The 26,732-nt window shown below is 48.5% G+C and carries 20 protein-coding genes; 7 read left to right on the top strand and 13 right to left on the bottom strand.

What is annotated here, in order from left to right; all coding sequences use genetic code 11:
• Positions 1 to 67: 67 nt before the first annotated feature.
• The 3 genes from mcrC to SMSP2_RS14760 form a co-directional block, all read right to left on the bottom strand.
• Complete coding sequence (gene mcrC, locus SMSP2_RS01395) at positions 68 to 1,114, bottom strand: 5-methylcytosine-specific restriction endonuclease system specificity protein McrC (RefSeq protein ID WP_146682247.1); 1,047 nt, start codon at positions 1,112 to 1,114, stop codon at positions 68 to 70.
• Positions 1,098 to 3,281 carry an AAA family ATPase gene (locus SMSP2_RS01390; protein WP_146682246.1) on the bottom strand — a complete coding sequence of 728 codons (2,184 nt, stop codon included), beginning with the start codon at positions 3,279 to 3,281 and terminating at the stop codon, positions 1,098 to 1,100. The genes mcrC and SMSP2_RS01390 overlap by 17 nt, the downstream gene beginning before the upstream one ends.
• Positions 3,282 to 3,723: 442 nt before the next feature.
• Entirely contained in the window at positions 3,724 to 3,870 is a 147-nt protein-coding gene (locus SMSP2_RS14760) for a hypothetical protein (RefSeq protein ID WP_186804795.1), read from the bottom strand.
• Positions 3,871 to 4,231: 361 nt separating this feature from the next.
• Between SMSP2_RS14760 and SMSP2_RS01385 the strand changes: the two genes are divergently transcribed.
• Positions 4,232 to 4,945 (top strand): PEP-CTERM sorting domain-containing protein, encoded by a 714-nt coding sequence (locus tag SMSP2_RS01385; RefSeq protein WP_146682245.1) that lies wholly within the window; start codon positions 4,232 to 4,234, stop codon positions 4,943 to 4,945.
• Positions 4,946 to 5,143: 198 nt separating this feature from the next.
• On the opposite strand, the gene SMSP2_RS01380 is transcribed toward SMSP2_RS01385, so the two are convergent.
• Positions 5,144 to 6,940, bottom strand: a complete 1,797-nt coding sequence (locus SMSP2_RS01380) for a TIGR03960 family B12-binding radical SAM protein (protein WP_146682244.1) — start codon at positions 6,938 to 6,940, stop codon at positions 5,144 to 5,146.
• 222 nt (positions 6,941 to 7,162) lie between these two features.
• Here SMSP2_RS01380 and SMSP2_RS01375 point away from each other — a divergent pair, with 222 nt between their 5' ends.
• Both SMSP2_RS01375 and lpxB read left to right on the top strand, forming a co-directional pair.
• Complete coding sequence (locus SMSP2_RS01375; protein WP_146682243.1) at positions 7,163 to 8,908, top strand: hypothetical protein; 1,746 nt, start codon at positions 7,163 to 7,165, stop codon at positions 8,906 to 8,908.
• On the top strand, positions 8,901 to 10,037 hold the full coding sequence (lpxB, locus tag SMSP2_RS01370; RefSeq protein ID WP_146682242.1) for a lipid-A-disaccharide synthase: 1,137 nt from the start codon (positions 8,901 to 8,903) through the stop codon (positions 10,035 to 10,037). Before SMSP2_RS01375 ends, lpxB begins: the two co-directional genes overlap by 8 nt.
• Before the next feature lie 146 nt (positions 10,038 to 10,183).
• On the opposite strand, the gene SMSP2_RS01365 is transcribed toward lpxB, so the two are convergent.
• The 6 genes from SMSP2_RS01365 to SMSP2_RS01340 all read right to left on the bottom strand — a co-directional run bounded on the left by SMSP2_RS01365 (position 10,184) and on the right by SMSP2_RS01340 (position 14,747).
• Positions 10,184 to 10,636, bottom strand: a complete 453-nt coding sequence (locus SMSP2_RS01365) for a hypothetical protein (RefSeq protein WP_146682241.1) — start codon at positions 10,634 to 10,636, stop codon at positions 10,184 to 10,186.
• Between the two features lie 19 nt (positions 10,637 to 10,655).
• On the bottom strand, positions 10,656 to 11,759 hold the full coding sequence (locus SMSP2_RS01360; RefSeq protein ID WP_146682240.1) for an NADH:ubiquinone reductase (Na(+)-transporting) subunit F: 1,104 nt from the start codon (positions 11,757 to 11,759) through the stop codon (positions 10,656 to 10,658).
• 28 nt (positions 11,760 to 11,787) lie between these two features.
• A complete protein-coding gene (locus tag SMSP2_RS01355; protein ID WP_146682239.1) occupies positions 11,788 to 12,390 on the bottom strand; it encodes an NADH:ubiquinone reductase (Na(+)-transporting) subunit E in 603 nt (200 codons plus the stop codon).
• Between the two features lies 1 nt (position 12,391).
• On the bottom strand, positions 12,392 to 13,006 hold the full coding sequence (locus SMSP2_RS01350; RefSeq protein WP_146682238.1) for an Rnf-Nqr domain containing protein: 615 nt from the start codon (positions 13,004 to 13,006) through the stop codon (positions 12,392 to 12,394).
• 74 nt (positions 13,007 to 13,080) lie between these two features.
• On the bottom strand, positions 13,081 to 13,704 hold the full coding sequence (locus SMSP2_RS01345) for an RnfABCDGE type electron transport complex subunit G (protein ID WP_146682237.1): 624 nt from the start codon (positions 13,702 to 13,704) through the stop codon (positions 13,081 to 13,083).
• Positions 13,701 to 14,747 (bottom strand): RnfABCDGE type electron transport complex subunit D, encoded by a 1,047-nt coding sequence (locus SMSP2_RS01340; protein WP_146682236.1) that lies wholly within the window; start codon positions 14,745 to 14,747, stop codon positions 13,701 to 13,703. Before SMSP2_RS01340 ends, SMSP2_RS01345 begins: the two co-directional genes overlap by 4 nt.
• A gap of 359 nt (positions 14,748 to 15,106) precedes the next feature.
• On the opposite strand from SMSP2_RS01340, the gene SMSP2_RS01335 reads away from it, so the two are divergent.
• Positions 15,107 to 16,384, top strand: coding sequence for an adenylosuccinate synthase (locus SMSP2_RS01335; RefSeq protein ID WP_146682235.1), 1,278 nt, complete (start codon positions 15,107 to 15,109; stop codon positions 16,382 to 16,384).
• Between the two features lie 34 nt (positions 16,385 to 16,418).
• Positions 16,419 to 17,183 carry an isoprenyl transferase gene (locus SMSP2_RS01330; protein WP_146682234.1) on the top strand — a complete coding sequence of 255 codons (765 nt, stop codon included), beginning with the start codon at positions 16,419 to 16,421 and terminating at the stop codon, positions 17,181 to 17,183.
• Positions 17,184 to 17,442: 259 nt separating this feature from the next.
• Here SMSP2_RS01330 and SMSP2_RS01325 read toward each other — a convergent pair whose 3' ends face one another.
• The gene (locus tag SMSP2_RS01325) at positions 17,443 to 18,624 is read right to left on the bottom strand and encodes an exo-alpha-sialidase (RefSeq protein WP_146682233.1); all 1,182 of its coding nucleotides are present in this window, start codon (positions 18,622 to 18,624) and stop codon (positions 17,443 to 17,445) included.
• 728 nt (positions 18,625 to 19,352) lie between these two features.
• Between SMSP2_RS01325 and SMSP2_RS01320 the strand changes: the two genes are divergently transcribed.
• Both SMSP2_RS01320 and SMSP2_RS01315 read left to right on the top strand, forming a co-directional pair.
• Positions 19,353 to 21,377, top strand: a complete 2,025-nt coding sequence (locus tag SMSP2_RS01320; RefSeq protein ID WP_146682232.1) for a PHP domain-containing protein — start codon at positions 19,353 to 19,355, stop codon at positions 21,375 to 21,377.
• Positions 21,358 to 21,702 carry a hypothetical protein gene (locus SMSP2_RS01315; protein ID WP_146682231.1) on the top strand — a complete coding sequence of 115 codons (345 nt, stop codon included), beginning with the start codon at positions 21,358 to 21,360 and terminating at the stop codon, positions 21,700 to 21,702. The genes SMSP2_RS01320 and SMSP2_RS01315 overlap by 20 nt, the downstream gene beginning before the upstream one ends.
• A 202-nt stretch (positions 21,703 to 21,904) precedes the next feature.
• Here the strand turns inward: SMSP2_RS01315 and SMSP2_RS01310 are convergent, their stop codons facing one another.
• A complete protein-coding gene (locus SMSP2_RS01310; RefSeq protein WP_186804793.1) occupies positions 21,905 to 25,084 on the bottom strand; it encodes a dockerin type I domain-containing protein in 3,180 nt (1,059 codons plus the stop codon).
• Between the two features lie 406 nt (positions 25,085 to 25,490).
• Positions 25,491 to 26,567 carry a PEP-CTERM sorting domain-containing protein gene (locus SMSP2_RS01305; protein ID WP_146682229.1) on the bottom strand — a complete coding sequence of 359 codons (1,077 nt, stop codon included), beginning with the start codon at positions 26,565 to 26,567 and terminating at the stop codon, positions 25,491 to 25,493.
• Positions 26,568 to 26,732: the final 165 nt, after the last annotated feature.

Raw genomic sequence — 26,732 nt, 5'->3', positions numbered from 1 at the left:
CACGAATTTGCTCCAACCGATAACAACTTCAAACCAACTTCACAACTCGAAACCGTACCCCTCGCGGCTATGCCAACCCTATAATCCCCAGCAAATCCTCGTGTATCACCGGCCAAGGCCGGTTGAGGTTTATCGTCCTGACCGAAATTCGCCGCCCCTTTATACACCAGCTGTAATCCGCGGCGGCTGATGTCTCAGGATAGAGCAGTATCCCCTCGTTGTTCGGGTGCGTGTCATTCATCAAATATGCGAATATCTGGTAGAGGTTGCTCGATTTGGCAAGTTCCTTGCCGTAATTCTGCGATAAAGTATCGTGGTAGAATTTTGTATCAATTATGATTTTGTGTTTGTCAGACTCCAGTGAAATATCGGTATTCATCCTGGGCAGAACAGCGAGAGACTCCGGCCTTGCGTTTTCTGTGATATCCCATTCAATGGTTTCCCCTTTAACAGAGTATGTATTCTGTTCTTTTTTGTAGAAGTTAAGCACAAACGCCTCAAAGAGCTGTGCCATTTTGCTGTGGTTTCGCACGAAATCCTGGTATTTATACCTGCCGGCATTCTCGCTCGGTGTAAGGCATTCAAAAATCAGCTCGCAGACCTTCATCAAAAAGTCATAGTACCAGTTGTTTCGGTTGAGCTTTACCATTGAGAATGACCGCTTTGTCAGTGCGATTTCCGTTATGCCGCTCAGCCTGCCGTGCAGCAGGCGCAGCTCATTGTGGTATGCCCTGTCCAGGCCTTCACAGAACAACAGGTTGCGGATCGTCGTTTTTAGTATCCGGTTGTGCAGTATATCCCGTTCAAATTCATCGAAATCGCAGACCAGCCGCGGCATCTTCATAAACGTCCTGCTGATGGACGCGGCAAAATCCACACTGCCGCGGATTCGGTTTACAAGCTCTTTGTGCTCTGTATAACCCCTGTCAAGCCCGCGTTTGAGCAGTCTCTCGGTGCCGCTGCACAGGATACGCGCAAACAGCGAAAGGCTGTCCTGATGATCGCTCTGCGACACATCGGTCTGCTGTGCCTCTTCGAGCTTATCCCATGCGTAGCTTAGCAGGTAGTAGAGGTTCAGGACCGGTATCTTTGTCAGGTCATTGTGCCCGGCCATCTTGCACGCTGCCTTTTTTTGGATTGAGAAGCTGTTTCATTTTATCTGCCTTATCCGGGTTGTCAAACCAGTATTCATCAATCAGCGGTTTGATCTCATGGTTGAATATCCGCTCAAGCCAGAGCTTTTCATCGGCGGGCGGCTGTTCAGGGCAGAAAAAGCTGTGCCCGATACAGAAACCCTCGCCCAGTGTCCGGGATTCCTTTCTTATTTCCTCGTTGAGGCTCTGCATTGCCAGTTTTATGCTCTCTGTTATTGCTCCTGAAACACCCTTGCCGGCGAGGAATATTGCAAACTTTTTACTTGTAAAATACGGCTCAAGCGTAATAAACGCGAACCGCCGCCGCAGTGCATAGTCCACCATCGCAAGCGAGCGGTCGGCGGTGTTCATCGTCCCCAGCAGATACACATTTTCGGGTATGCTGAACTTCTCGCCGTTTTTGCCGTATGTCAGCGGGATAGCGAATTTGTCGCCGCGTTTGTCGCTTTCGATAAGCATCATCAGCTCGCCGAATATCTTGCTCAGGTTGCCGCGGTTTATCTCGTCTATGATGAACACGTGCTTTTGGTCTGGTCTCTGCCTTGCCCGCTCACAGAAATTATAGAATACACCATTTTGCAAGACAAAATTACCACCCTCGTCAGGACGGTAGCCCTGTATGAAATCCTCATAGCTGTACGACTGGTGAAACTGTATCATCGCGGCCCGGCTATCGTCCTCAACGCCCATCAGATAATACGCCAGCCGTCTGGCAATAAACGTCTTGCCGACACCCGGAGCACCCTGAAGGATAACGTTTTTCTTCGCCTCAAGCAGTGAGACAATGTTTGTAAACGTATCCTCACCCATAAACAGCCCGTCCATCGCCATCTCAAGTGTGTAAGGTTCAACCGGAGAAATTTTATCTTTTAGATGATCACCGAATCGGTCTCTCCAGTATGAATCATTTTTGAACCTCTTTATATCTTGCTCTTTATACTGAAAGGTAAACTCAATAAGTTGCTTGGCGTGCCAATTATGAGGATAAACTTCCCAGATGGTTGGCATGAACGTATAAAAGTACCATTCTCGAACAGGTTGAACCGGTGTCCAATCAACTTTTATGTTTTGGCCGTCTCCTATATTTTCGATAACTGTCCCAATGGCTTTTATTGCCATCACGGAGACAGTTTGCCCATAATTGTCAAAAGGTATATTGTTCTTTCGAGTATAAGTAGATTTGATTGCTATTCTATCACCGGCTTGAATAGAATACACTTTGTCAATGTTAGAACCTTCGTTAAAACCATGCCTCCAGATTCCTTCATTGACAAACTTATCTGTAAAGTCTTGATTATCAATAACTGCACCTACAAACCAATATGGTCGGTCATACGAAGGTTGAGGTTCGGGATTTTCGGTTTTTGCTATCCATGCCTTGTATGACAGTTCAGGGAATGAGTGGGCGGGGAAATCGGAGTCTTTGAATCGTTCCAAAAGCAGGTCTCTAAGCTCCAGATACCCTTTGCCGGTTTTGAGTTGTTTTTCCCATTTAGATTTTTTTCCTTCCGGAGTCAGGCGACTGAATATGTACTCTTGATTCGGCGTATCGAGGTTCACAAAATGTTGCGGCCGCGTCCAGAAAAGCCCCATGGTCAGGTTCCAGCCTGTGTTCCTGACTTGAAGCGCCTTTTCATAAGCGTCAACAAACTCAAGCCTGCTTTCTTCACTGCCGCCGTCGGCAAATTCTATTGCATTGCTGAATATGCTCCAAAGACTATTGATATCATCTGGTTTTCGAGACTTCTCGTTTGAGAAAAACCACGATCTTCGAGAATCCAATGTAGGAACACCTACTTCAAGATTATCCGGCAAAGCAGATGTTACTCCGAGAAATTCGGCGAGCCTGCCTGCAATCTCCAGGCGGTTCTTGTTTGTACCGCCTCTGTTGAAGGTGGCGATGAAAGTAAATGGGCAGATATCCCGTACAAAACCTTTGCTGCCGTCAGAGAGCTGATCTTTATTAAGATACGTAAGTAGAGGGATTTCTTCGGAAAGCCTTTTGAGCTCATCTATTAGCTCTTTTCGTTTGTTTCTGTACGGCAGCAGCTTTGTCGAAAATTCTGTGTAAAAGTCCGCCCATTTCAGATATTCCGGCTGCTGGTTATTTTCTGCTGTCTCTGTCATCCTGCTACCTCATTCTTTTGTTAGTATGTTCGCAAGAGCTCAAGCATAAGAAATTAAGCGTAAGAGTACAAGCTTTAGCTTGCTAAGTAAGAAAATAAATACGCTGAAGCGTGGATTCTTACGGCAAACTCTAACGGCGTACTCTAAACTTAAGCAGCTCAAGCATCCTGCTTGACATTGTCTAATGACAGGCTGGAAGCCTATCCTACGTTTTATTGACAGGCTGGAAGCCTATCCTACGTGTCGATTTTATCCGCGGCGGCATTTATAGTCAACGAAAAACACGCCCATACGCCCAAACTTCAGCCCCGAAGGTGTTATCCTCCGGGGCTTTCTAAGAGTGACCAACAACTAACGACCTACCCGTTAGAATCAGCTTATTTCATCACCCTCCTCTTTTAAGGTTCCCTTTCATCTGTAACGGGTAGAGGTGCACCCGTACTCAGGCCTTGCGCCCGGCAGTGTTGATTGGAACAGGGCTTTCGGGCAATGCAGGTGTCTGGGTTGGTTTGCTTTGTTTGTTCCCTGCCGGCGCGGGGCCGCGGCGTGTGTTTGTAAGGTAATTCTGTCTGTAAAAATCTAAACTCATTCTGTCCTGTCCTGTACATGTTTTTAATCAGTGTTTTTCATTGACTGCATTATACCGCAGGGGTATGACAGATATGGTCGCAGCCGACGGCGTATTCGGTTTTAATACGGTATGACAGAAACGGTCGCATCTTCTATAAACAGTGAGTGCAGACAACAAAGACAACGACATATAGAGGTAGAAAATATTTTAAAATATTTAAAAAAAATCTTTTTTTTCTTTTGCAGACCACAAATAAATGTCACACACAAAGATTTTTACAGATTAAGATTGACATTTAAATAACTCAGGAATAAAATTGTTAATAAGAAATAGTGTGAAAATATTTTTAAAGTACAATGAATTAACTTGAGAGGTGACCATGAGGAAAAAAGTATCATCAGGTGCGGTTTGTATAGCCGCCGCGTTTCTCGCATTTCAATGTTTAACCGTTTCCGCTGCTGAAATAACACTTGGCGAGACAAACGCCGGCTATTACTGGTGGCAGAGGACAACAGGATTCTCAACCTACACCGACGACGGTTTCAATTACGGCGACGCAAACGGGTATATAATCTCCCGCAACGACTACCAGTACTACGGCGGCTCCGACAGGTATTTCTATCGCGCGGACGCGTTTTTCCAGATAGACATCAGCTCTGTCAGCGGGCAGGAAATCCAGTCCGCGGCGTTGAACTTTTACCTTATATCCTACAGCTCGGACAGCCCGACAAACCTTATGCATCTAACAACTCAGACTGCCGCACCCACCGGTGACGCGGCACAGCAGATCGCCGGCGATACGGCAGTCGCCGCTTCTGATACATTTGTATCCGGCTGGAACAGTATCGACGTAACCGACCAGATTAAATCCGACATCACAAACGGCTACGGCTATGCGGTTTTCAGCATCCCGAAATTCGCACAAACACAAGACATAAACAGGGTAATGGTGATCGCCGGACCGAAAACTGACTACGACGACGGCTCAGGGCCGACCAAACCATATCTAAGCGTTACGGTTCCAGAACCGGCTTCTATGCTGATTCTCGCGGCGGGCGGACTGCTGGCAGCGAAAATACGCAAAAGACAATAAACAGCTCACACCAATGCAGGTCAGGCATCTTGCTTGACATTGAAAAATAAGCAGAGATGCCTGGCTTGCGTTTTAGTGACAGGCTGGAAGCCTATCCTACGTTTTAATGACAGTTAGAGTTAACACTTTAGTGTGTCTTATTAGAACAGGTTAAAGCCTGAACTCTAACGATGTTGAGCAGAATGCCCAGCCCTGCTATTACGATTCGTTCGCTTCTTCGAGAGCGGCGCGGTAGTGCTTGAGCAGATAGTCCCTCTCCGGCCCGCCGAGGTGCTGCCAGGGCAAAATATCATCTTCGCCGTACTGCTTCTGCGCGAGCTTGTACAGGTCAATACCCGCATCACTGAAAGCATTCTTCCACAGCTGGAAATCGAAATTCTCACGCCACAAATCAAAACACGCCCCCCCTTTGTAAGCGTTTAAAATCACGCCGCCCAGCCGCCTGTCGCCGCGGGCCATGACAGTCTCAAGCAAACTGCCCTCGATCTCGTGGAACTTGAACCGCACGCTGCGGGCATTGAGCTCGTATTTGCGGTCGAGAATGATTTTTTTAACGTTTTCGAAATATTGGGCCGGCTTCTGACCCATCCACCCCAGCGGCGTATGCGGCTTGGGTATCAGCCAGCTTACCGCGGCACTAACCTCTGCGGCTCCCTTGGCGAATCTGCGCCGACGCTGCGCCACATCATTTGACAGGTCGGCAATCCGGCGGATATCGTCCTCGGTCTCACCGGGGAAACCCGCCATGAAGTACAGCTTGACACGCTGGTAGCCGTTCTGGTATGCCTGGTCTATCGCTTTAAAAAGATTCTCGTCGGTGATCGGTTTGTTTATCACGCGGCGGAGTTTTTCGCTTGCCGCCTCTACCGCGATCGTCAGCCCGCCCTTGCGTACCGATGCCGCCATCTTCGGCACCAGCTCAAGCTGCTTGTCAACCTTGAGGCTGGGCAGCGAGAGGCCGACCTTGAGCGGGGTGAAGTACTCATTGAGCCTGTCAACAAGCTCATTGAGCCAGGGATAATCCGCCGTCGAGAGGCTCAGCAGTGATATCGTATCAAAACCCGTCGCGTGGTAGTTGGCTTTGGCAGTCTCAACAATTTTTTCGATGCTGCGAACCCTGACAGGCCGGCGGCTGAAACTTGCCTGGCAGAAGCGGCACCTGCCCGGGCAGCTCCGCATAACCTCGATGCTCACCCGCTCGTGCACCGCCTGGACAAACGGCACAATCGGCTTTTGCGGCAGATGCGCGTTCTCGAAATCCTTTACAACAGCATTTTCAAAGCGGCAGCGAAGGCCCTCAACAAGCGGCTTAAATGCGGTTATTTCCTCACCGTCGTATTCAAATTCGTACAACGAAGGGACATAAAGCCATTCAAAGCGTTTTGCCAGATCAAGCAGTATTTCTTTTCTTGGAGTGGCGGCGGTTTTGTGCATGTGCAGACGTTCAAGCAGCTCCGGCAGTGCATCCTCCGCCTCACCGACGATGAACATATCAAAAAAGTCCGCCAGCGGTTCACAGCAGTTAGCAATCTGCCCGCCGCCGAGTATCAGCGGGTCTTCTTCGCCGCGTTCGCCGGCTAGCAGCGGAATGCCCGCCAGCTCCAGCATCAGCAGTATGTTCGTATTGCAGAGCTCTGTGGTAACGCTGAAACCCAAAACATCAAGCTCACACGCCGCGGTTTTCGTCTCAAGAGTATGCAGCGGCAGGGATTTATCCCGCATGACTGCCGCGGCGTCTGTCCACGGGCAGAATATCCGCTCACACGATGCGTAATCCAGCGTGTTTACAAGGTCGTAAATGATCGAGACGGCGGTATTGCTCATCCCGATTTCGTAGATATCCGGAAAGCAGAGTCCAAAATGCAGATCATCTGCCCTGAACGCTTTAACGATCTGGTTGAATTCGCCGCCGATATAACGCCCCGGCGAGCGAACCGCCGGCAGAAGCTCAGTAGTAAGCCGGTTTTCAAGGTTTTCTGGTTTCGTATATTTCATATAAATTCTTTATTGTAGTTTAAATTCGGAAATTTCATTGATTTACAAATAATCAGAAAAACTATTTTACTTTGAAAACACGCAAAGGCAATATCAATTTTTATGTGTTTTATTGAAATATCACTCGAAGTGTATATAATATTGCTAAATATTGATAATTGTACTTTTGCTATATTTATTCAGAAAGGCAAACAATTGCAAAGCTCTATTATATACAAATTTATGACGATATTGCTCGTATTTTCGGGCATCTCGCTGGCGGCTGACGGTATGCCTGGAATGGGAATGCCGGACATGGAAGGCTCTAACGACAGCAGCGACAGGCGAAAGGCCGCAATGCAGAGCCGCGAGGACAGGCTCGAAAAGATGAAGGACGCCGCCAACGAATACGCCGAGCAGAACAGGCGTTTTCTCGAAACGGTCATCTCCGCGGTCAACAATCACCGCCGGTTCAGCGATAAAGACCTCGAGATCTGGTGGGAGCAGATCAGAGAATCCCGCCGCGGCATGAAATTTTTCGACGATTCTCAAATCAGCGATTATTACCTGCTCTCAGCTTGGTACGATTTCTACAAGGGCGAAAAAGACAACGTTGAAAACGCTTTGAAAAATTCCGCCCGCGCATACCAGATCAACCCCGAAAACGGCGATGCCTATGTCTCACAGTGGCTTTTCTCGATCCTCGAAGGAAAACAGCCCCGGCCGGTTATCGATAAACGCAGGCCAACCCGTGAAGAGCGGATGCAAAGAGACCGCGATATCGACCTCTCCATTGAGATGAGTCAGCCGCGTTTAGAGATTTACCCCGATGAGCTTACCGTGGAATATCTTGATTCTGATATCGCGTCAAAAATCAAGATTCCCGACGAATACAAGAATTTTGAGTATGTCTGCGCTCTGTTTGTGCCGTCAGTGGCAAAACCCGAAGAAGAAGATTCCAAAGAGGAATCAGACAGCGGCGACAGTAACGAAGAGAATAACGAACAGCAGACCCGCCAGTCAAAAGAAGACAGGGCGAGAGTTTTTGGGGATGCAGCGAGAAAAAAAGAAGCCGCAAAATCTGAGGACTATAACGATATGGGATCAATGCCGATGCCCGAGATGGGAATGCCGGCCATGATGGATCCGATGATGGGCGGAATGCCCGGCGAATACGGCGGCGTTGGATTTGAGGACACTGCTGATGTTGCACAATCCCTGCGGGTGATTGACTGGATGGAGATGTCGTGCCAGTGCCTTGATGAGATAGCGTTTGCCGTTATCAATACCGCCCCCGACGGTGAAGATGCGCTGGCGGAGCTGATGACAGAGAATAAGCTGACCGTACAGTTTGCCACGATAGACAATCCAGATGAGCTGCCCAAAGAGCTCGAGGTCATCAAGACGCTTGATAAATCACTAATGCTCATTGTCAGCGCTGATAAGAAACTAAAATACGCAGGCCGCGCCGACGGTGTAACCGCCCCGATGATTCTTAACCAGTTGAAGGGCGACTGCATGAATTACCTGTCAATGGAAGAAACCGAGGAAATGCGCCAACAGGTTGCTCGTTTCAACCCAGATGACATAGAACGTATGAGAAAAAGCGGTCAGGCAGGCTACTCTGAGGATATGAACTTTGGTCCGGCTGCCGATCCGATGATGGGAATGATGAACCCCAACGCCGGCCCCGGTGATTATTCCGGCGGAGAACAGAAAAAGGAAGAACCTGAATACAAAGAGCTCTCAGAAGAACACAAGGCAATGGCCGAGCGGCTGATACAGAGCGCGACCATGCACCGCAAAAGCCTGACGCGTCTGGGCAGCTCGAACAAATGCATCAGCGACTGCCTCGAGGTTATGGATACATTCCGCGGCTCAATATACGCCGAGCAGGCACGCGAGATACTAAAGAGCGTGCCGGAGAGACACCTCAAAAAGGCCGGTATAAAGCGAGAAGAAATCGACACGATGTACGAAGATGAGTAACCGGCACGACACTATATTCCTAAGTGCCGGCGAAGCCAGCGGAGACGCCCACTGCGCCAATCTTATACGCAGCCTCAGGGCCAGAGAGCCGCATCTGCGGTTTGTCGGCATAGGCGGCGACCGGATGGCAGAGGCGGGATGCGAGCTTCTGGCAAACACCGTCAAAAACGCGGCGATGATTTACAACGCATTCAAACAGATCGGCTACTACCGCCGCCTGCTCAAGGATGTAAAAGAATATTTCAGAGGCAGCGAAATAAGCAAAATCGTGGTATGCGATTCTCCGGCTTTTAATTTTCACGTTGCAAAACTCGCCAAACGCTTTGATATTCCGACCTTCTTCTATGTAGCACCGCAGCTGTGGGCATGGGCGCCATGGCGAATTCACAAACTCCGGCGGTGCTGCGATACGCTGGCGTGCATACTGCCGTTTGAACAGCAGTGGTTTCGAAGCCGCGGCATAAACTGCCGGTTTGTGGGAAATCCGCTCTTTGACGATATGGATCTCAACGTCGATTCCATGCGGCGGGATTATGGAAATTTCTCAGCCGATAAAGCAAGGATTGTGCTGCTGCCCGGCTCACGTGATGCCGAGATCGAACACCTCTGGCAGCCGATGCAGACAATAGCAAAGCATCTTCGCGGCAGCTTCCCTGACATCTCGGTACACGCGGTTGCCTGCGACACGGAAAAACTGGACAAACTCAAGGCTTCGCGCATTGACGGGCTCGAATGCGAGTTCAGTACGGGTGACCTTTTTAAGCAGTGCAGAAATGCTGACCTGGCGTTTGTCGCCAGCGGCAGCGCTACGCTTCAGGTCGCCGCGTCGGGCTGCCCAATGGTTGTGATGTATCAGTCGAACCGAATTTTGTGGCACATTGTAGGGCGATGGCTGATAAGGATAAAGCACCTTTCGCTTGTCAACATCCTTGCCGGCAGGAAGCTTGTACCAGAGTTTATGCCGTATTTTACTTCGGTTGACCCGATAATCTCCGCGGCTGAAAACCTGCTCAAAAAACCTGAAGACATGAAACAGATAAACCATGAATTGCTGGAGATCGTCCGCCCAATGGCGGCAGTCAACACAAGCGATACTGTGGCTGATATGATTGTAAGTGATCTGCTTTGATTAAAAATTTGTTTGAATAATTAGCGGATAAGGAATATCCGCACCACGCAAGAGTTCGCACTTTAGTGCGTTTTCTAAGAACAAGCTGAAACTTGGACTAAAAAAAACATTCAGGGTTATCCAGTCTCCCACAAAACGGCAGACTTTCAAAATATCACATCTGCCAGCTCATCAGGTTCCAACCTAAACGTTGAGCCCCTGCCCTCGAAAAATCCGTGCTCCGCGATCATGTGGATATTCAAATCTGACCATTGGAGCAACTTCTGGTTTTTTGTATCTCTAAGTATCGTTACACGTTTTGCGTAAGTTCCCGGGTGCGGCCAGGGGCATACGAGCGAGCCCTTTGCCTCTTCGACCATCGCTTCCAGGCCCTCATCAATCCGCACAAAATTACCCAAACCCGTAACTGCGATGTCGGTAATCTCCTGCATCCGCCGGGCGATCTCTGCGGTTGAATACCCAGCCGCGGCAGCCGTTTGCCGGTCAGTTTCAATAATCTCCGAGACGCTGCGGTTGTCCGTGCCGAGAAAGCCGCCCGCCACGAGCTTTGATGACCTGAGCATAGCTTCGAGTTTTTTTGATTGCGGTGATTCTTTCATATTCAACTGCCCCTCTGCTTTAAGCGAATTTATCGTAGAAAATATTTTCTTCTTTCATGCCAAGCTCTTTTAGAACGGCTATTGAAGCGTCGATCATGCCCGGGCTGCCGCACAGGTACGCCTCACAAACCGAGGCATCGTCGATCTGCCGCTTGACAGCTTCAGTTACAAGACCGGTTTCGCCGTCCCAGTTCTCTTCCGGCTCGGGGTTGGCAACTACCGGCACATACGTAAAATCTGCCAGCTGCGACTCAAAATCCTTCATCAAATCGCCCAGGAAAAGCTCACTGACCTTGTTTGCTCCGAAGAAGTACGAGGCCTTGCGTTTATTATCGGTATTGACCATCTGGTGCAGCATCGACTTTATCGGAGCCATGCCCGAACCGCCGGCGATGAAAATTATCGGTGCCTCTGTATCGGAAAGCTGAAAATCGCCGTAAGGGCCGTTGAGCTTCACCTCGTCGCCCTCTTTGAGATAATCGAAACAGTACGTCGTGCAGATGCCGTTTGGTACAAGCCGGATAATCAGCTCAATCTTGCCGTCATTACGGGCATCAGATGATATCGAGTACGCGCGGTAAACCTCTTCGCTGCTCTTTTCATAGGCGGGGGTAAAGAGCTGTACATACTGGCCCGGCACAAAATCAATCTTCTCCGGCTCAATCAGCTCGAAGGTGAACTGGCGGATGTCGTGGGTGAGCTCGAGGATATCAGCACATCTGCATTTAAACTCCTGAACGGCAAATATCTCATCAGGTATCTGTATTTCTATATCGTTTCTAACCTTAACCTGACATGAGAGACGCACGTTTGAATCACGTTCTTCATCGCTTAGAAACGGCTCTTCTGTCGGCAGCAGCGGCCCGCCGCCCTCGAGAACTTTGAGCTTGCACATGCCGCACGTGCCCCGTCCGCCGCAGGCACTCGGGATGAATATCTTCTCCTGGGAAAGCAGCGCCAGCAGGCTCTTGCCGCCGCGGACCTCCAGCTCGCTTTCCTTGTTGATAGTAATCTTGCACGGGCCGTAATCGCCGAGATAATTCTCGGAGACTGCCAGAACCGCCGCAAGCGCCGCAGCTATCAGGCTTATTATAAGTACGGATATCAGTATTGTTGTAAACATTTAAATTCCTGTTTATAGAGCCAAGACTTTACTGTCCCTGCAAAACACCTGTAAAACCGATAAATGCCAGCGCCATTATGCCGGCAACAATGAGCGTTATCCCTGCACCCTGGAGCCCCTTTGGTATCCGCTCGTTTGCCAGCCGCTGGCGAATGCCCGCCATTGCGATAATCGCCAGAAACCAGCCGATACCGCTGCCCAGGCCGTAGCCGATGGTAACTATGAAGCTGTAGTCACGTATCACCATAAACAGCGAGACACCCAGTATCGCGCAGTTTACCGTTATCAGCGGCAGGAAAACCCCCAGATTCTGGTACAGCACCGGCGAAAAGCGGTCTATTGCCATCTCAATAAACTGAACAAACGCGGCGATTATGATGATAAACATTATAAACCGGAAAAAATGCAGGTTCAGCGGAGCAAGCACATAATGATACGCCAGCCAGTTGAGCATCACGGTAAATGTCATAACGAATATCACCGCCAGCCCCAGCCCGATCGAGGTCTTAACCTCACGGGAAACGCCGATAAACGGGCAAAGCCCAAGGAAATACGAGAGCAGAATATTCTGCGTGAATATCGCGGATATACAGACTACAAAGGCCTGTGAAATTTCAGAACCAAAATTCATATCAGCTTTGCTCCTTTCTATCCTGGATAGACCTGAACACCCATACCACTATTGCGAGCATAAAAAACGCCCCGGGCGGCATGACCATTATGATCCATTTATCCCAGCCGGGCCCGCTGAAATACGGCACCGAGAAACCCAGAAACGTCCCCATTCCCAGAATCTCGCGGAAAGTAGCGATTATCAGCAGTACAAACGAATAGCCCAGTGCATTGAACATACCGTCGATAAAGGCGGTTGCCGGCGGGTTGTTTATGCCGCACGCCTCGCAGCGGCCCATCACAATACAGTTTGTAATTATCAGACCCACATACGGCCCGAGGTTCGTGCTCATCTGGGGCCAGTATGCCTTGAGGATAATGTCAACGATGATAACATAAAAAGCGATTATAAGCGTCTCGACCATCATTCGTATATTGCGGGGTGTGATGTTGCGAAGAATCGAAACCGATGCCGAGCTCAGTGACAGAGTAAAGATAAGCGCCACACACATAACAGCAGTGTTCATCACAAGGTTTGTTACCGCCAGCGTGCTGCAAATACCCAGCACCTGCCGAAAGACGGGATTATTTTTCCATAACCCCTCGTATATCAGTTTTTTACTCTCTGCATTCATATCATCATTTCCTAATGCCTATTTCCTATTGCCTATTGCCTATTGCCTAATGCCTAATGCCTATTGCCTATTGCCTATTTTATAGTTCCCATCTCCTGCCGCCACTTCTTTACGCCGTCATTGATAATCTTCTCAAACCGCACACTTGTCTGGGTGGCTCCGGTAACGGCGTGCACGCTGCTATCGTCGAGCTCACTGCCCGGGCGTTTGATGCTGAGTGGCTTATCGCCCTCTAAAAGCACCTTGCCGTCAAACTGGGACTTGAATTGCGGCTTGGTAATCTCTGCGCCGAGGCCGGGTGTCTCGTTCTGCTCATATATAGCTATGCCGGTTATTGTCTCAGCGTCGGCGGCGATCCCAATAATCGCGTCAATCGGCGCCCAGAATCCCTGGCCGCTGACCGGCAGAGCGTACGCGGCTATTTTGCCGTCTTCTCTTAACGTGTACGCGCCGGCGGAAGACTCATCGGGCTCGGTAACCTTTTCAGTAAACATTTTATGGACATCTACCCCCGATGCGTTTTGCCCCTGCTCGTAAACCCCCGGCAGAACCTCCAATACAGCCTTTTCAAACGCGAGCAGCTGGTTGGCATCCACACGCTCAGAAGTAACACGCGTAAAACCAATCAAAACCGAGCTGCACAAAGCGGTTATAACGAACATATACAAAACGGGAAACCATTTTTTATCTGCAATCATGCCGGCTCCTTTTCACTTTTTCTGGCCTTATATGCCCGCACACCGTAATCGATAATCGGTGCGAACATGTTGCCGATGAGTATCGAGAACATCAGCCCGCCGTTGAATATCGAAAAATTCCTGATAACCGTTGTGAATACGCCGATGATTATGCCGTAAAATATTTTGGCCTCTTCAGTTCTGGGTGCACTAACCGGGTCTGTCGCCATAAAGAACGCCCCAAAAAGGAAACCACCGCCAAGAACCGCCGGCCATGCCCCCGGAACAGGGTCAACCCCGAACCAGTACAAGACCTGATTGACAACGGCATAAGTGATTATGGTTGAAAGGATAATCTTGCGGCTTGCCGTCTTTGTAACATAGAGATACACGCCGCCGATCAGTATCAGAAGCACGCTGGTAACACCCATTGTGCCGCTGATCCTGCCCAGCAGAAGCCCTTTGAGAAGCGCTGTGCGTTTCAGCTCGACAGTTTCGCCTTCATCTATGTCAAATGGAACAGTCTCTGCCGCCGATTCATCGCCGGAGAGAACGATTTTACCAGCTTTGAGGTTGCCCATTGGCGAGGCGCCTGTAATCGCGTCTGCCGTAACTGCGGTAGTCCACTGATCTAACGCTCCCCAGACACCCTGTGCGGGTGGGCTCCAGGCACCTGTAAGCGCCACGGGAAAGCATACATATACAAAACAACGTCCGGCAAGCGCGGGGTTGAAAATGTTTCGCCCGAAACCGCCGAAAATCTCCTTGGTGAACATCACCGCGAATACCACGCCGACTGTCATAACATGAAAACCGACTGCCGGCGGCATGATCAGCGAGAATATTGTGGTGGTTACAAACACTGCCTCGCTGACAGATTCTTTACGAATCCGGCAGAATATAAGCTCTGTGATAAAGCCGATAACCGCCGCGTAGAGAACCATCGCCAGACTCCGCCAGCCAAAAAAGTAAATACTGCCGGCAACACAAGGCAAAAGAGCCAGAAGTACCCGCCGCATCGGCATCTGTTTACGCAAAATCTTTTTTGTTGTTTTCTGTTTCACAACCGCCCGATCCTGATTTTAAACTAAAGCTGTTTTATGTAAGTAGTTATTAAAAAAATTCTACAACATCATCATCTAAAGTCAACATTTTATTGAATGTCTGCGAATTATTACAATCAAAACCGCAAAAGAAATCGATGTTTTGGCAAATATAAATGCTTTGCCAGGTGGGCATTAAACTCAAGATATCCCATGGGGAATTTCACAAAACTCTCCGTCTGCCGCCGGAAAGGCTCGACGCGGCGAAAAAGTATTTGCTAAAAGCCCCTTTTTGCATAGAATATGTTCGTATGCCGCACCGGCTGTGTCTGCCGTGCGGCTTAATTATGTTAACTCTATTAAAATTGAGGTTTTATATAATGAACTGTTGCATCGTAGGATTGCAGTGGGGAGACGAGGGCAAAGGCAAGGTAGTTGATATCCTCGCCGAGCAGTGCGACGCCGTGGTACGTTTTGCCGGAGGTGCCAACGCCGGACACACCGTTATCATTGGCGAGAATAAATTCGCCCTTCACCTGATGCCCAGCGGCGCGGTTCGCCCGGGAACAGCCTGCGTAATCGGTAACGGCGTGGTATTCGACCCGGAAGTCTTTATACAAGAACTTGAAGGCCTGACTAAAAAGGATATTTCCATGGACGGCAGGCTGTTTATAAGCGAAAATGCCCATGTTGTGCTAAGATACCATAAAATCGAAGACGGCCTGCGAGAAGAGGCGCTGGGCAAGAACAAAATCGGCACCACAAACCGCGGCATAGGACCGTGTTACGCCGATAAAATCGGCCGAAGTTTTGCCGTTCGCATGGCGGATTTCCGAGACCTTGACGGCCTCAAAGAAAAACTGACAAAGATAATTGAATATAAGAACAAGGTATTCTCCGCACTTTACGGAGCAGAGCCGATAAGCGTTGACGAGGTATTCCAGGACTGCCAAACCGCGGCGGATAAACTGCTAAAATACGTATGCAACACAACTAAGGTGCTTCACGAGATGATAGCCGGCGGCAAATCGCTGCTGTTTGAAGGTGCCCAGGGCGCACTTCTGGACCTTGACCACGGAACATTTCCCTTTGTAACAAGCTCCAACGCATCGGCGCTTGGCATGGGTCCCGGCTGCGGGGTACCGTCCAAGATGGTTGAACGGTTCATCGGCGTGATAAAGGCATACACAACACGCGTCGGGGCAGGCCCCTTCCCAACCGAGCTTGACAACGAGATCGGCCAGACTATCCGTGAACGCGGCAATGAGTACGGAACAACTACCGGCAGGCCCCGCAGGTGCGGCTGGTTTGACGGCATAGTCGTCAGGTATTCTGCCCTTATCGGCGGAATCAATGAGCTGGCAATGATGCACCTCGATACGATCAGCGGTTTTGATGAGCTGAAAGTCTGCCGTGCATACTCCATCGACGGCCAGGAAACTGACTTCTTCCCCTCGGATGCCGGCGAGCTGGCCAAAGCCGTGCCGGTGTATGAAACTTTGCCCGGGTGGAAAGAGGACATCAGCAAGATCAGCACTTATGATGAACTGCCGGAAAACGCAAAGAAATATATTGAACTGGTAGAAAAAATCACCAATGTTCCGGTTACAATGATCGGCAAAGGCCCTAAAAGAAGTGATATCATTTACAAGAAATAACAAATCTGTTTTCAGCAGACTCCCGGGGTGAAAAATGAGTGACTTTGAGCAGAAAAGACAAGCTGCTGCCGAGAAGCTCGGCATATCGGCAGATAAAATGCCAAAAAGCATCGCCATAATTATGGACGGCAACGGCCGCTGGGCCGAGCAGCGGGATGAGCCGCGATTCATCGGGCACAGGGAAGGCGCAAAGGTCGTTATACGAATCGTGCTGGATTGTGTCAAGATGGGCATTGAAGCGCTTTCGCTCTATTCGTTCAGTATGCAAAACTGGAAACGCCCGCAGATGGAGGTTGATTTCCTGATGCAGCTCTTTACCCGCTACCTCGTGGAGATACGCCCGACCCTGATGGAGAACAATGTGCAGCTAATCCATCTGGGACGCAGAGAACCGCTCAGCGATGAGCTGCTCGAAGAGCTTGATAAGAGCATGGAGATGACCAGGGCCAACGACGGCATGAAACTCGGGCTGGCTCTGAACTACGGCTCGAGGGAGGAGATCATTGACGCGGCAAAAAAACTCGCCGCCGACTGCGTTGAAGGCAAACTCAAGCCCGACGATATCGACGAAGAAAAGTTCTCAAAAGCATTGTGCACAGCCGATATGATTGATCCTGAGCTGCTGATACGAACATCAGCAGAGATGCGAATAAGCAACTTTCTGCTATGGCAGATATCCTATACCGAATTCTACATCACCGACACTCTCTGGCCGGACTTCAAGCTCGAAGACGTAGAAAAGGCCATCATCTCTTACGCCAACCGTGACAGACGCCTTGGCGGGGTTAACAAGAATTAGATCCTTTTCATTTAACGGATTTCATTTTCGTATCTGGTTTATATCCCCCTGAAGCCTGATAGCAGGCATTCTGCCACTTAGACATTTTACAAATCACTCCGTCGGCAGGGATTCGAGCTTGAGCTTGCCTGCGGAAATGCCCGGCTCCTGCCGGCTTAGTAATTATACCTAACCGGATAACAAAACAGGATTTAACTTAATTGCACTTGGGAGTTGAATCCGCGTAAATCATTATACACCAATTTTTTAATTAGGCTTGTTAATCACTTTTTTGCGGGAGTGTTTCCAGTGGAATGCGTGTTACGCCAATATCTTCTTTGCCGACAGAATAAAAAACCCACATATCGCTCTTAGACATGCACACATTGGGGTATTGAAAACCGGGGCCTTTGCCGTCCATGGATTTTTTCTCACGAAGCTCTGGATCACAGCAGCGAATTACCCATGACTGATCAAAATCCGCGCCGTCATCCGAAAGGGTAATTAACAGCGGGCTGCGAAGCCATAGTTTTGGGATATTGTTGCCTATCATATAAACCCTGCCGTCGGACAGCCGCCCGCTGACGGTCATTGCGCAGCTATCGGGAATATTCGTCTTGACGGGCCTTGACCATTTATCATCTTCAGAGCTTCTTATAGACGCGAACATACGCAGTGAGCGGCCGTCATCCCTGAAAAGCCTTACCTGCCGGCCGTCGCCGCGGGTGTATATACTGTCCTCGCAGAGTTTGACTCCCTCAGGGGCTTCTGGATATTTACCTTTACGCCTGCCCCTGTTGCGGATATTTTCCAGCAGCTCCAGGGCGTCCGCCGCTGTTTGAGTGTTCGTATCCGGATAACACGGGTATTTCAGAAGGCTCTCATCCTCCGGCAGTTCTTCGAGAAGCCAGAATGCCTTTCCAGATGTTCCCTGCGTTTTGATACACCTGGCAAGGTAGCCGATTTGCTCATAAACCGAACCGCCTTCGGTGACAGGGCCTTGCGGCCATTTTATATAGTTCACCCTGGCGATTGCATACAGCCGGTCCCCGACGGTGTAGAAACCCGAAGGAAACATGTTTATACCCTCCACCCCGCGATAGGCGAACGGGCTGAGCGAATCAAAGAGGATTTCGGTGTCAGCCCACTGCATGCCATCCGGCGAGTCTGCAAACAGGATTCTCTGGCCGGAAGCATCTTCGCAGTTCTTATGAGAATACCACATCACATAAAACACGCCGTTATTGCAGATTGAAACTGGACCGTGGTTGTACATTCCCATTTCACTGCTGCCGTGGAAAATCTCATAGTGTTTAACGCCCGCCAGCAGAGGCAGTCCGGCATCGGGCTTTGCCGGATCCGGCCAGGGAGCCGACCATCTTACTATATAACCCTCACTTCCGGCGACGGCGAAAGCCAAGCCGGCCAAAACAAGTACTACGAACAATCTTTTTGAATACATGATTTACCTTCCTGAATTTGCATTTCGCGTCTGTTTCGCCCTACTATAACATCGGCACACTTACTGTCAATTTAAATATCAGCCGGCGGCATTCACCTGCTGGGGCGGTAACGGCAGTATTTGCCAAGAACAATTGACGGTACTTTATTTTATAAATTATTGTAATTTAGTACTTTACAACTAAAAGAACCCGTGGCCCTTTATTTCTCTCCCAACACTGACAGCTATAGCGTAAACGCCGGCAGTAACCAGTATAATTCTGTTGACAATAAGGGTTTTATATGCGATAATGCCGACAATGTATTGTTATGATAACAAAGGCCGTATGACCCTAAGCAGGTCAACCGTCTTGGTTGACATTGGTAGAGTGGGTATTCCTGTCCGCTGTGAATGTCGGGCAGGGAAGACCAGAACAGGAATGATATGAATAACACTTTAAAATATGGCCAGATTTTAAGCTGTAAAACTTTGTTTATAAAGGACATATGTGATGTATTGCAAAAAAAAAGAGACTTCACCCCTTAATTCCCTCTTTAAATTAAAAAGTGATTTTGTCCAATTTACGCTGAACCAAAACAACCAAGGCAAAGTAAGCGTTATATGCGACAGATTAAACAAGCAAAAAGGCGGGTAAGTCTTATAAATAATGGAGTTACGAGAAAATAACCGCCCACAGGGCGGAAAAAAGGTCCGTAGCTGGCCAGCGGAATCTTAAAAAGGAGCTGCCCTTGAAAAAAATTGACTTACATATTCATACAATATCAACTGACTGGGATAGTGATTTTAACTTTGATATAGCAAACCTAGAAAAATACATCTCCAAAGCAAAGCTGGATGCTATTGCAATAACAAATCATAATATGTTTGATGGAGAGCAGTTTAATATGATTAGCAAAGCATTAGGAGTTGTTGTTTTTCCGGGAATAGAGATTAGCCTAGACTGTGGTCATATTTTGATAATCAGCGATTCAACTGACCTGGAAGACTTCGAAGGCAAAGCTAAATTAGTTGCTCAAAAAATCACCCAAATTGAAAACCGCATTACTGTCGATGAGCTTGAAACAATATTTAATGATCTAAATGATTATTTGGTGATACCGCATTACCAAAAAGGGCCGGCAATCCAAGGGGAAGCTTTAAAGTGGATTGCGAGTTACGTATCAGTTGGTGAGGTAGATAGCCCCAAGAAATTTATCCGCGCCATTAAAGATAAGACAATGCTTACTCCCGTTTTATTTAGCGATGAGAGAATATCTGACGAGTTAGACAGTCTCCCCACAAGACAAACTTTTATAGACTGCGGTGAGTTGACTTTAAACGCTATAAAAACATGCCTGAAAGACAAGGGGAAGGTTGCTCTATCTGAAACCAAAGGGAATAATCTGTTTCAGGTCTTTGATGATGGCCAGATGTTGTCAACGGGATTGAATGTCCTTCTCGGCGAAAGGTCATCCGGAAAAACCTGGACATTGAATAAGATCAATAAATTAAATAACAATGTAAAGTATATCGAACAGTTTTCATTGGTTCAGAAAGACGACGCTAAAGACAAACGCGATTTTAAAAAACATCTTCAAAATAATCAAAGTCAGATTCTCGAAGACTATTTGTCTGAATTTAAGGTGGTTTTGAATGATGTTATGAGTGTTGACTTGCAGGCGAATGAACGATCAATTGAGAAATATGTTGATACTCTTCTCAGGGCCGCTGAGGACGCAGACAGGAGAGATGTCTATTCCAAAACAGCCCTATTTGATGAATCATTGTTTTCTATAAGTGAAGACAAGACGTTGCGTGATTTGATTGAATCGGTTCAACAAGTAATAGAAAATGTTGAATTCCGGGGTATTATTGAAAAGCATATAGACCTTAATTCCATGAAGCGGCTTATATGTGAATTGATCGAACTACTTCGGTCAAAGAAACTTGAAACAAAGAAGAAGGAGCTAGTGAACTCTTTAATACGAGATATTAAAGAAAGTCTGCAATTACGATCAGCGAGTGAGCCTATCGAAGATATAGACTTGTATCGCGTAAGTATCGAAAAGAGGAAAGTCGATAGATTTTCAGAGATTGTCAAATTTTTGCAGAAGGAGGCAACAATCTGGAAAGAAAGCATTCAAGCGTTCAGCGTTGTTGTAGAAAAGGGTGCATTTGCAGGCGCTGGAGAAATAAAGGAAGCAAACAGTGGAAAGGGAGCATTCCGAGAACAGTTCAAGCAATATGGAAAACCTTATCTTTATTTGCAAACACTACTGGCCGATGAGAACCTGATGCGATCCGAACTCTACAAATTGTTTGCAAAGATAAGCTATAGGATTCTAAATCGAGATGGAGTCGAGGTGTCAGGTGGTGAGCGATCTGAATTTAGGCTGCTGCGGAAAATAAAAGATTCGCAAAATCACGACTTCTTACTGATTGATGAGCCGGAATCTTCATTTGATAACCTGTTTCTCAATAGCGACGTCAACAATATCATTAAAGATATCTCAAAATCAATGCCAGTAGTTGTGGTTACGCATAACAATACAGTCGGTGCTTCAGTCGGAGCTGATTATTTACTGTACGCAAAAAAAGAAATTAAAGAAGGAGGGCCAGTGTACAAGTTGTATTCTGGTCACCCAACAGACCAAGAACTTAAGTCACTGGACGGTACAACAATTAACAACCATGAGGTAATGCTGGACTCACTTGAGGCAGGCCATGACGCCTATATTAAAAGGAGACAAGGATATGAAGCTATTAAAAATTGATGACAATAAAGGATATTTCGTAACCCGAGACGATTTTGCTACCGTAGATAAGATCACGAAAGATGATATTCTAAGGCTAGTGAATCTAACGCTGGATGAGGAAGAGGTGGAGTTTGATGAGTTCAACGATGATACTCTCAAGAATCAAGCACATAAGATCATCTACAAAAGTGTATTCGAGAAACTGCAAAATATCAAAGAGAGAAGACAGGAGTTCAAAGATGAATCAGAGCGACTGTATTTGTCGGAATATAAGACATATCGAGATGACCCATCACAGGAAGATGCCGAGGATGCAGGCGAAGATGATCCAACCGAGGTATAGTGAAAGGGGTAAAGTTTCTTTGTTTTGTGAAACATCTAATGACAGGAGAAGAATTGAAGGGGCAAACCTCTTTTTACGGTAAAAACTTTCATTAATAGGCACAATTACTGTCAATAGAAATTGCAGCCGGTGGCATTGTCCCGCTGAGGTGAATTGCAGTATTTGCCGCGACTACTTGATGCGGTCTTGTTTTATATACTTTTCAGTTCGCGTTTACCCAGATCGGGGTTGTCCATGCGCGGTTTTCGTCTTTGAGGACTGCCATAATCATATAAGGCAGTTTGTTTCCGGTAACCGCCGGGCAGTTAAATGTTGTTGTAATGTCTCTTGAAATGCCGACATACTTCCGCTCTATGAGCGTAAGCCCGCGGTAGAGATCAATATAATCTATCAGATCTGTCGCGGCAATCTCAACATTAAACTCGAACGGCCCGCTTACGTTGAGCGTATCGCCCGGGATTGCGCCGTTTATTCTTGCATCGATAAAAATCCTCTCGCCGGTCGTGCCGTAGGTATGCTTGTCGTGGTAGCAGTCCATAATCCCCCTGCGTGAGTAGTCGTTTGTCATGGCGGCGGTGATACCCTGCGGGTGGTCGTGGTTGGGAGCTATGCCTCCGGGGTTTCGCCTGCCGGGAAGACCGGTATGAGAATCAGAATCGCTTATCAAACCGATGTCGTATCCGTTTTCAACCGCCCACTGATAGCTCTTGCCGCTGACCGAACGAAGCCCGCCGAAGAGTGATTCGGTGTTCCATGTGCCGTAGGGGCTGAATGAGCCGCCCCAGTCGGAATATACCTCTATAACCGGTGTGAGCTGTTTGCCGGCGGAGTTTACGATCGTATCGTCCAGCAGCGAGTACTCAAAATACGCCGCGTGCTTATGCGGGATGCAGAGCACATCTTTGGCGGCGATATAGGAGCGGAAGGTGTCGATATCAACGCGGGTGTCCGTGTAGATGTCAGACATATTTTCCGCCGTCGGGTTCTCATAATACACGTTGTAATGGCCGGCGTCCTCAAAACCGTTTTCATAGCCGACAAGCGTCACAAAATCCGACGGCTGGTTGTACCGATTTGCGGTCTCGATTGTATCCAGCCACGCCTCGAGCCGGCTTACATGTCTGTTTAGTCTCCACATCAGCAGACGGCTGCCGTTTGCGGTCAAAGTCGGCGTTGTTGCTGTATGGTCAGAGGCGGCGACATAATCCATGCCGGATATGTCGCGGGCGAAACTGTAGAAATTGTCCATATCGTCGCCCCAGTCCTCGGAGTAACAGCCGTGGTTGTGTATGTTGCCCCAGTATATAGGCCGCTCGACGATGTCGCGAACCACGCAGGGGTTGCTCTCGAACGTCCCGATTCCGAGAATGGACGCGGATATTCTGTAAATGCCCTCTGCCGCGGCTGAGAGTCCGCTTATAACTATCGAGTTGTTGTCGGCAGGTGTGCATGTCACATCTGTGGGCAAACCGGTGAGCCCGTTTGAGCTAAGTGTTATTGTGCCGGCAAACGCGGGGTTCGCGGCGCTGTCGAACATATCCGTAACCGATAGCCTGAGCCTGAATTCGCTGCTCGTTTCAACCAGAGACGGCAGGAACAGACGCATCGCAGCAGCCGCAGCGGGTTCAATATCTACCCTGCCAAGCGATCCGGCCCAGCCTTTACTAAGCCAGCTCACCTCGCCGTCTCCGAAATCTGAATATGTTTCGAATGTCAGGCTGTGTACCGGCACAGGATTTACAAGTCCGATGATGCCGCCGGCGCCGCTGTTGCCCATTTTCATTGCGAAGGAATCTCCAGCGGCGAGGCCATCGGGGAAAGTGAATGTAACCTCAGTAAATCCCACGCCGTTTGTCGGCTCCTGATGCAGGACGATGTTGGGCAAAGTACCGATATGCGGGACTATCTCGTAATCAACGCTGGGTTTGCAGTGGAAAAGACTCTGAACGCTAAGCGGTTCTATCAATACATGATGCAGACTGCCGGCCGGCAGAGCTTCTGAACCATTTGTATAGATGAGGCGGATATCTGTGTTTTGACCGGATATGAGCGTATCCGGAGATACATGCCATGTGCCGGGCGGCAGCGGGGTTGTGAATTCCCATACAAGCCCTTTGGTTATGCCGGAGGGGCTTATTTCGTCAACCCGCCAGTAGTATGTTGTTCCGGAAGCCAGCTCTCCGGTTGACCAGCCGGCTGCGGTTGTGTTGCCCTTGAACTCGCCGGCGGCGGATTGTTTCCAGTTAGCCGCGAAAATTGATATGTCTTTGAGATTTATTGAGCCGTCAGAATTGAGGTCAGCCGGTTCTGCCGCTGTACCGCTGAGCCATTGAGCGGCAATCGCGGCGATATCTGCCGGATCAGTTCGGCCGTCGCCGTCTATATCGCCGACACCGCGGGCGGCTGATGACACAGCATCGAAATCTGTGCCAAGGTATATATCATGTGATACGGCACCCGTGCCGGGGGTAAATTCCAGAGTCAGTGATGTATTTTTGACCGCCTCGCCGATTGCCGGTATTGGCAGGTGCGCTTGCTGCGGCAGGTATTGACGGGCATCCACAATTGTATCTGACCCGTCCCAGACAATATTAAGCTCGCCGTCTCCGCCGAACGCGCTAATCCGTCCTTCTGCCGCGACAGCTTTAAGATATGCGACTCTATCAAACTCACGAACTATAAGTTTGCCGTTTTTTACATCCATTGTCCCGATGTTGCCCTCGCCGGCGGGCCCGATCTCAAAATTGGGCACATCAATAACACCTCCGTCAAGCTGGACATGCCCGCTTTGCGGCGTTACCCACCAGGGAGCTACAATAAGGCGGGCGTTTTCACTGTAATATACACCGCCGGTCATGTGCAGGGTTCCGTGTCCGTTGTAACCGATCGCAGACCAGTCGCGGCAGTGAAGATAACCGCCCTCGGAGATGTTTATACATCCGTGCGAGCCGCTCTGGTTTCCGGCAAGAATTACAAACGCCTCCCCCCTGCCGGTGTTCGATATGTTAAGAGTGCCGGTGCCTTTATTGCCTACTACAAACCTGCCTTTACCCGCCGCGTAGGCTTTCCCGCCGGTAATGTTGAATATCCCGTTTCCATTGGTGTTTTGGCCTATATAGAAATGACCGTCTGTCTGGGTAGATATCTCACCGCCGGAATAAACAAAGACCTGGCATGACCCTAAGTCATTGTTATCACCGATGATAAGCTGCTGCACAGTGATATCTCCCCCGATAACCGGACTGCCCAGGTTCGGGGTGAATATTCTGCATGACTGATTTGCCGGATTGCCAAGCGACCAGTTGGCCGGTTCGAGAAAATCCGAATAAAACGGGTTGCCGTCTGCCGCGGCGTCTGTCCAGTCGTTTGCGGCAAGGCACAATGAGACGCAGATTGCCAAAAAGAAAAAGAAAAAAAATTGCTTAGAGCTATTATAAACAGCTTTATGTAAAGGTTTTGCAAACACTGGAACCTCGCCTGAACTTAGTTTTTGTTTTTAGTTTAATATTGCATAATTGTAAAATCAAAATGTTTACAAGTCAAATGATTTGTACGCACAAATATAAAGCAAGCGATTTCGTTTGTAAGGTTTTTTGAGATTTTGCCTGACGGATATTAACAGAAAGACACTGTCAATATCCGGTCTTATTGGGGTTTCGAGGCCAATTCAGGAGTAAATCTGGGAGCTGGGACTGATACTGAGGCAAACGACAATACCGATATCTGTACAAAGGAAACGGTATCTTCCGGGCAATAATTATATGTCCTATTTCAAAAAAAGAGACTTCTTATCTTTTCCTTCTTTTAAGAATCAGGGCTCCAAGTCCAAATATCGCGATGGCTGCAGGTTCAGGAACGTTTGAAAATTCGACATTGTCGAGAATTATCTGTGACCCTGTAATACCGTCCAGCTCAAACCCCAGAGATACGTTGTCGAGGTACAGCCAACCTGGATCGGTTACATGCAGTGCGGCGCCATTCATCTTGCCCGCAAGTTCACCCGGCGCATCGAGCTCTCCGGCGACAAACTCAACACCATCACGATTTGTCAGCGTTATCTCCAAGGCCCCTGTAGTTGTTAGGAACTCGTAGTCAAACAGTATATAAAATGGATCCTCTGGTGTGTCGAGTGATTGCTGTATTTTTACAGGTGAACCTGTGGTCAGCTCCGCGCTGCGATCATTGCGGTGGTTAACTATCTGTGCAGATCCCCCTCCGCTGACAACATCCCAGGCAGTATCTGCCAGACTATCATTGTTGAAAGTGCTGTTGAGAGTTGTAGTTGCGCCCCAGGTTCTGTATGCAAGATAGGGTTCTAGTCCTTTGGAGCCGTCCCAGGAAACTGTGTTTCTCGTATAAAATGCCGCACTGCCGCCGCTGGCTGTCATTACCAGTGAGAGTCGATTATCACCGTCATAAGGCATATTACCGCCTATAGATATAGCATATTTATTTCTGTTGGGATAATAGGAGTTGAGTACTTCGGGTATCTGTGTTTGTGCCAGGAGACTCCCGGATGTACTTGCATAGGGCACAGAGGAATCGCTCCAGGCGTCGTAATAATAGTGGCGTATGCTAAGTGTAGGCACTCCGTCGGAACTCGAGCGGCCGCCCCACATATTCAGCTCAGCACCTCGCAATTGATACTGGCTTACCTGTGATGTATCAAACATCAACACCGCACGTCTGGCATAGCTGCCCGAAGAACTGTTGTCGGCCCACATTATCCTGGTGGTGCCGTCTGATGATGTTCGGGAAGCTTCACCGTCTGCAATAGTGAACAACTTATAATCTATTGCCTGGGAGACTTCGGCTAACATCAAAAGGACAATAAGAGGCGGGAGTATCAGTGTGTACTTCTTCATTTTTTTCTCTCCAAATCTTCATTCGCAGACACATACCTTAAAAGACTGTGCCTATAATTCACTTTTCTTCTTCAGTGCTCTACAACAAACACCCATTACATTTTTATAATATAGAGGGTCAGTCATGTATTCAAGATATATCTGAAAATTTATAAATTTAAATCT

The organism is Limihaloglobus sulfuriphilus, from assembly GCF_001999965.1.
Taxonomy (GTDB): Bacteria; Planctomycetota; Phycisphaerae; order Sedimentisphaerales; family Sedimentisphaeraceae; genus Limihaloglobus; species Limihaloglobus sulfuriphilus.
The sequence above is the reverse complement of the archived record's forward strand: the minus strand, read 5'-3'. Positions and strand labels throughout refer to the sequence as shown.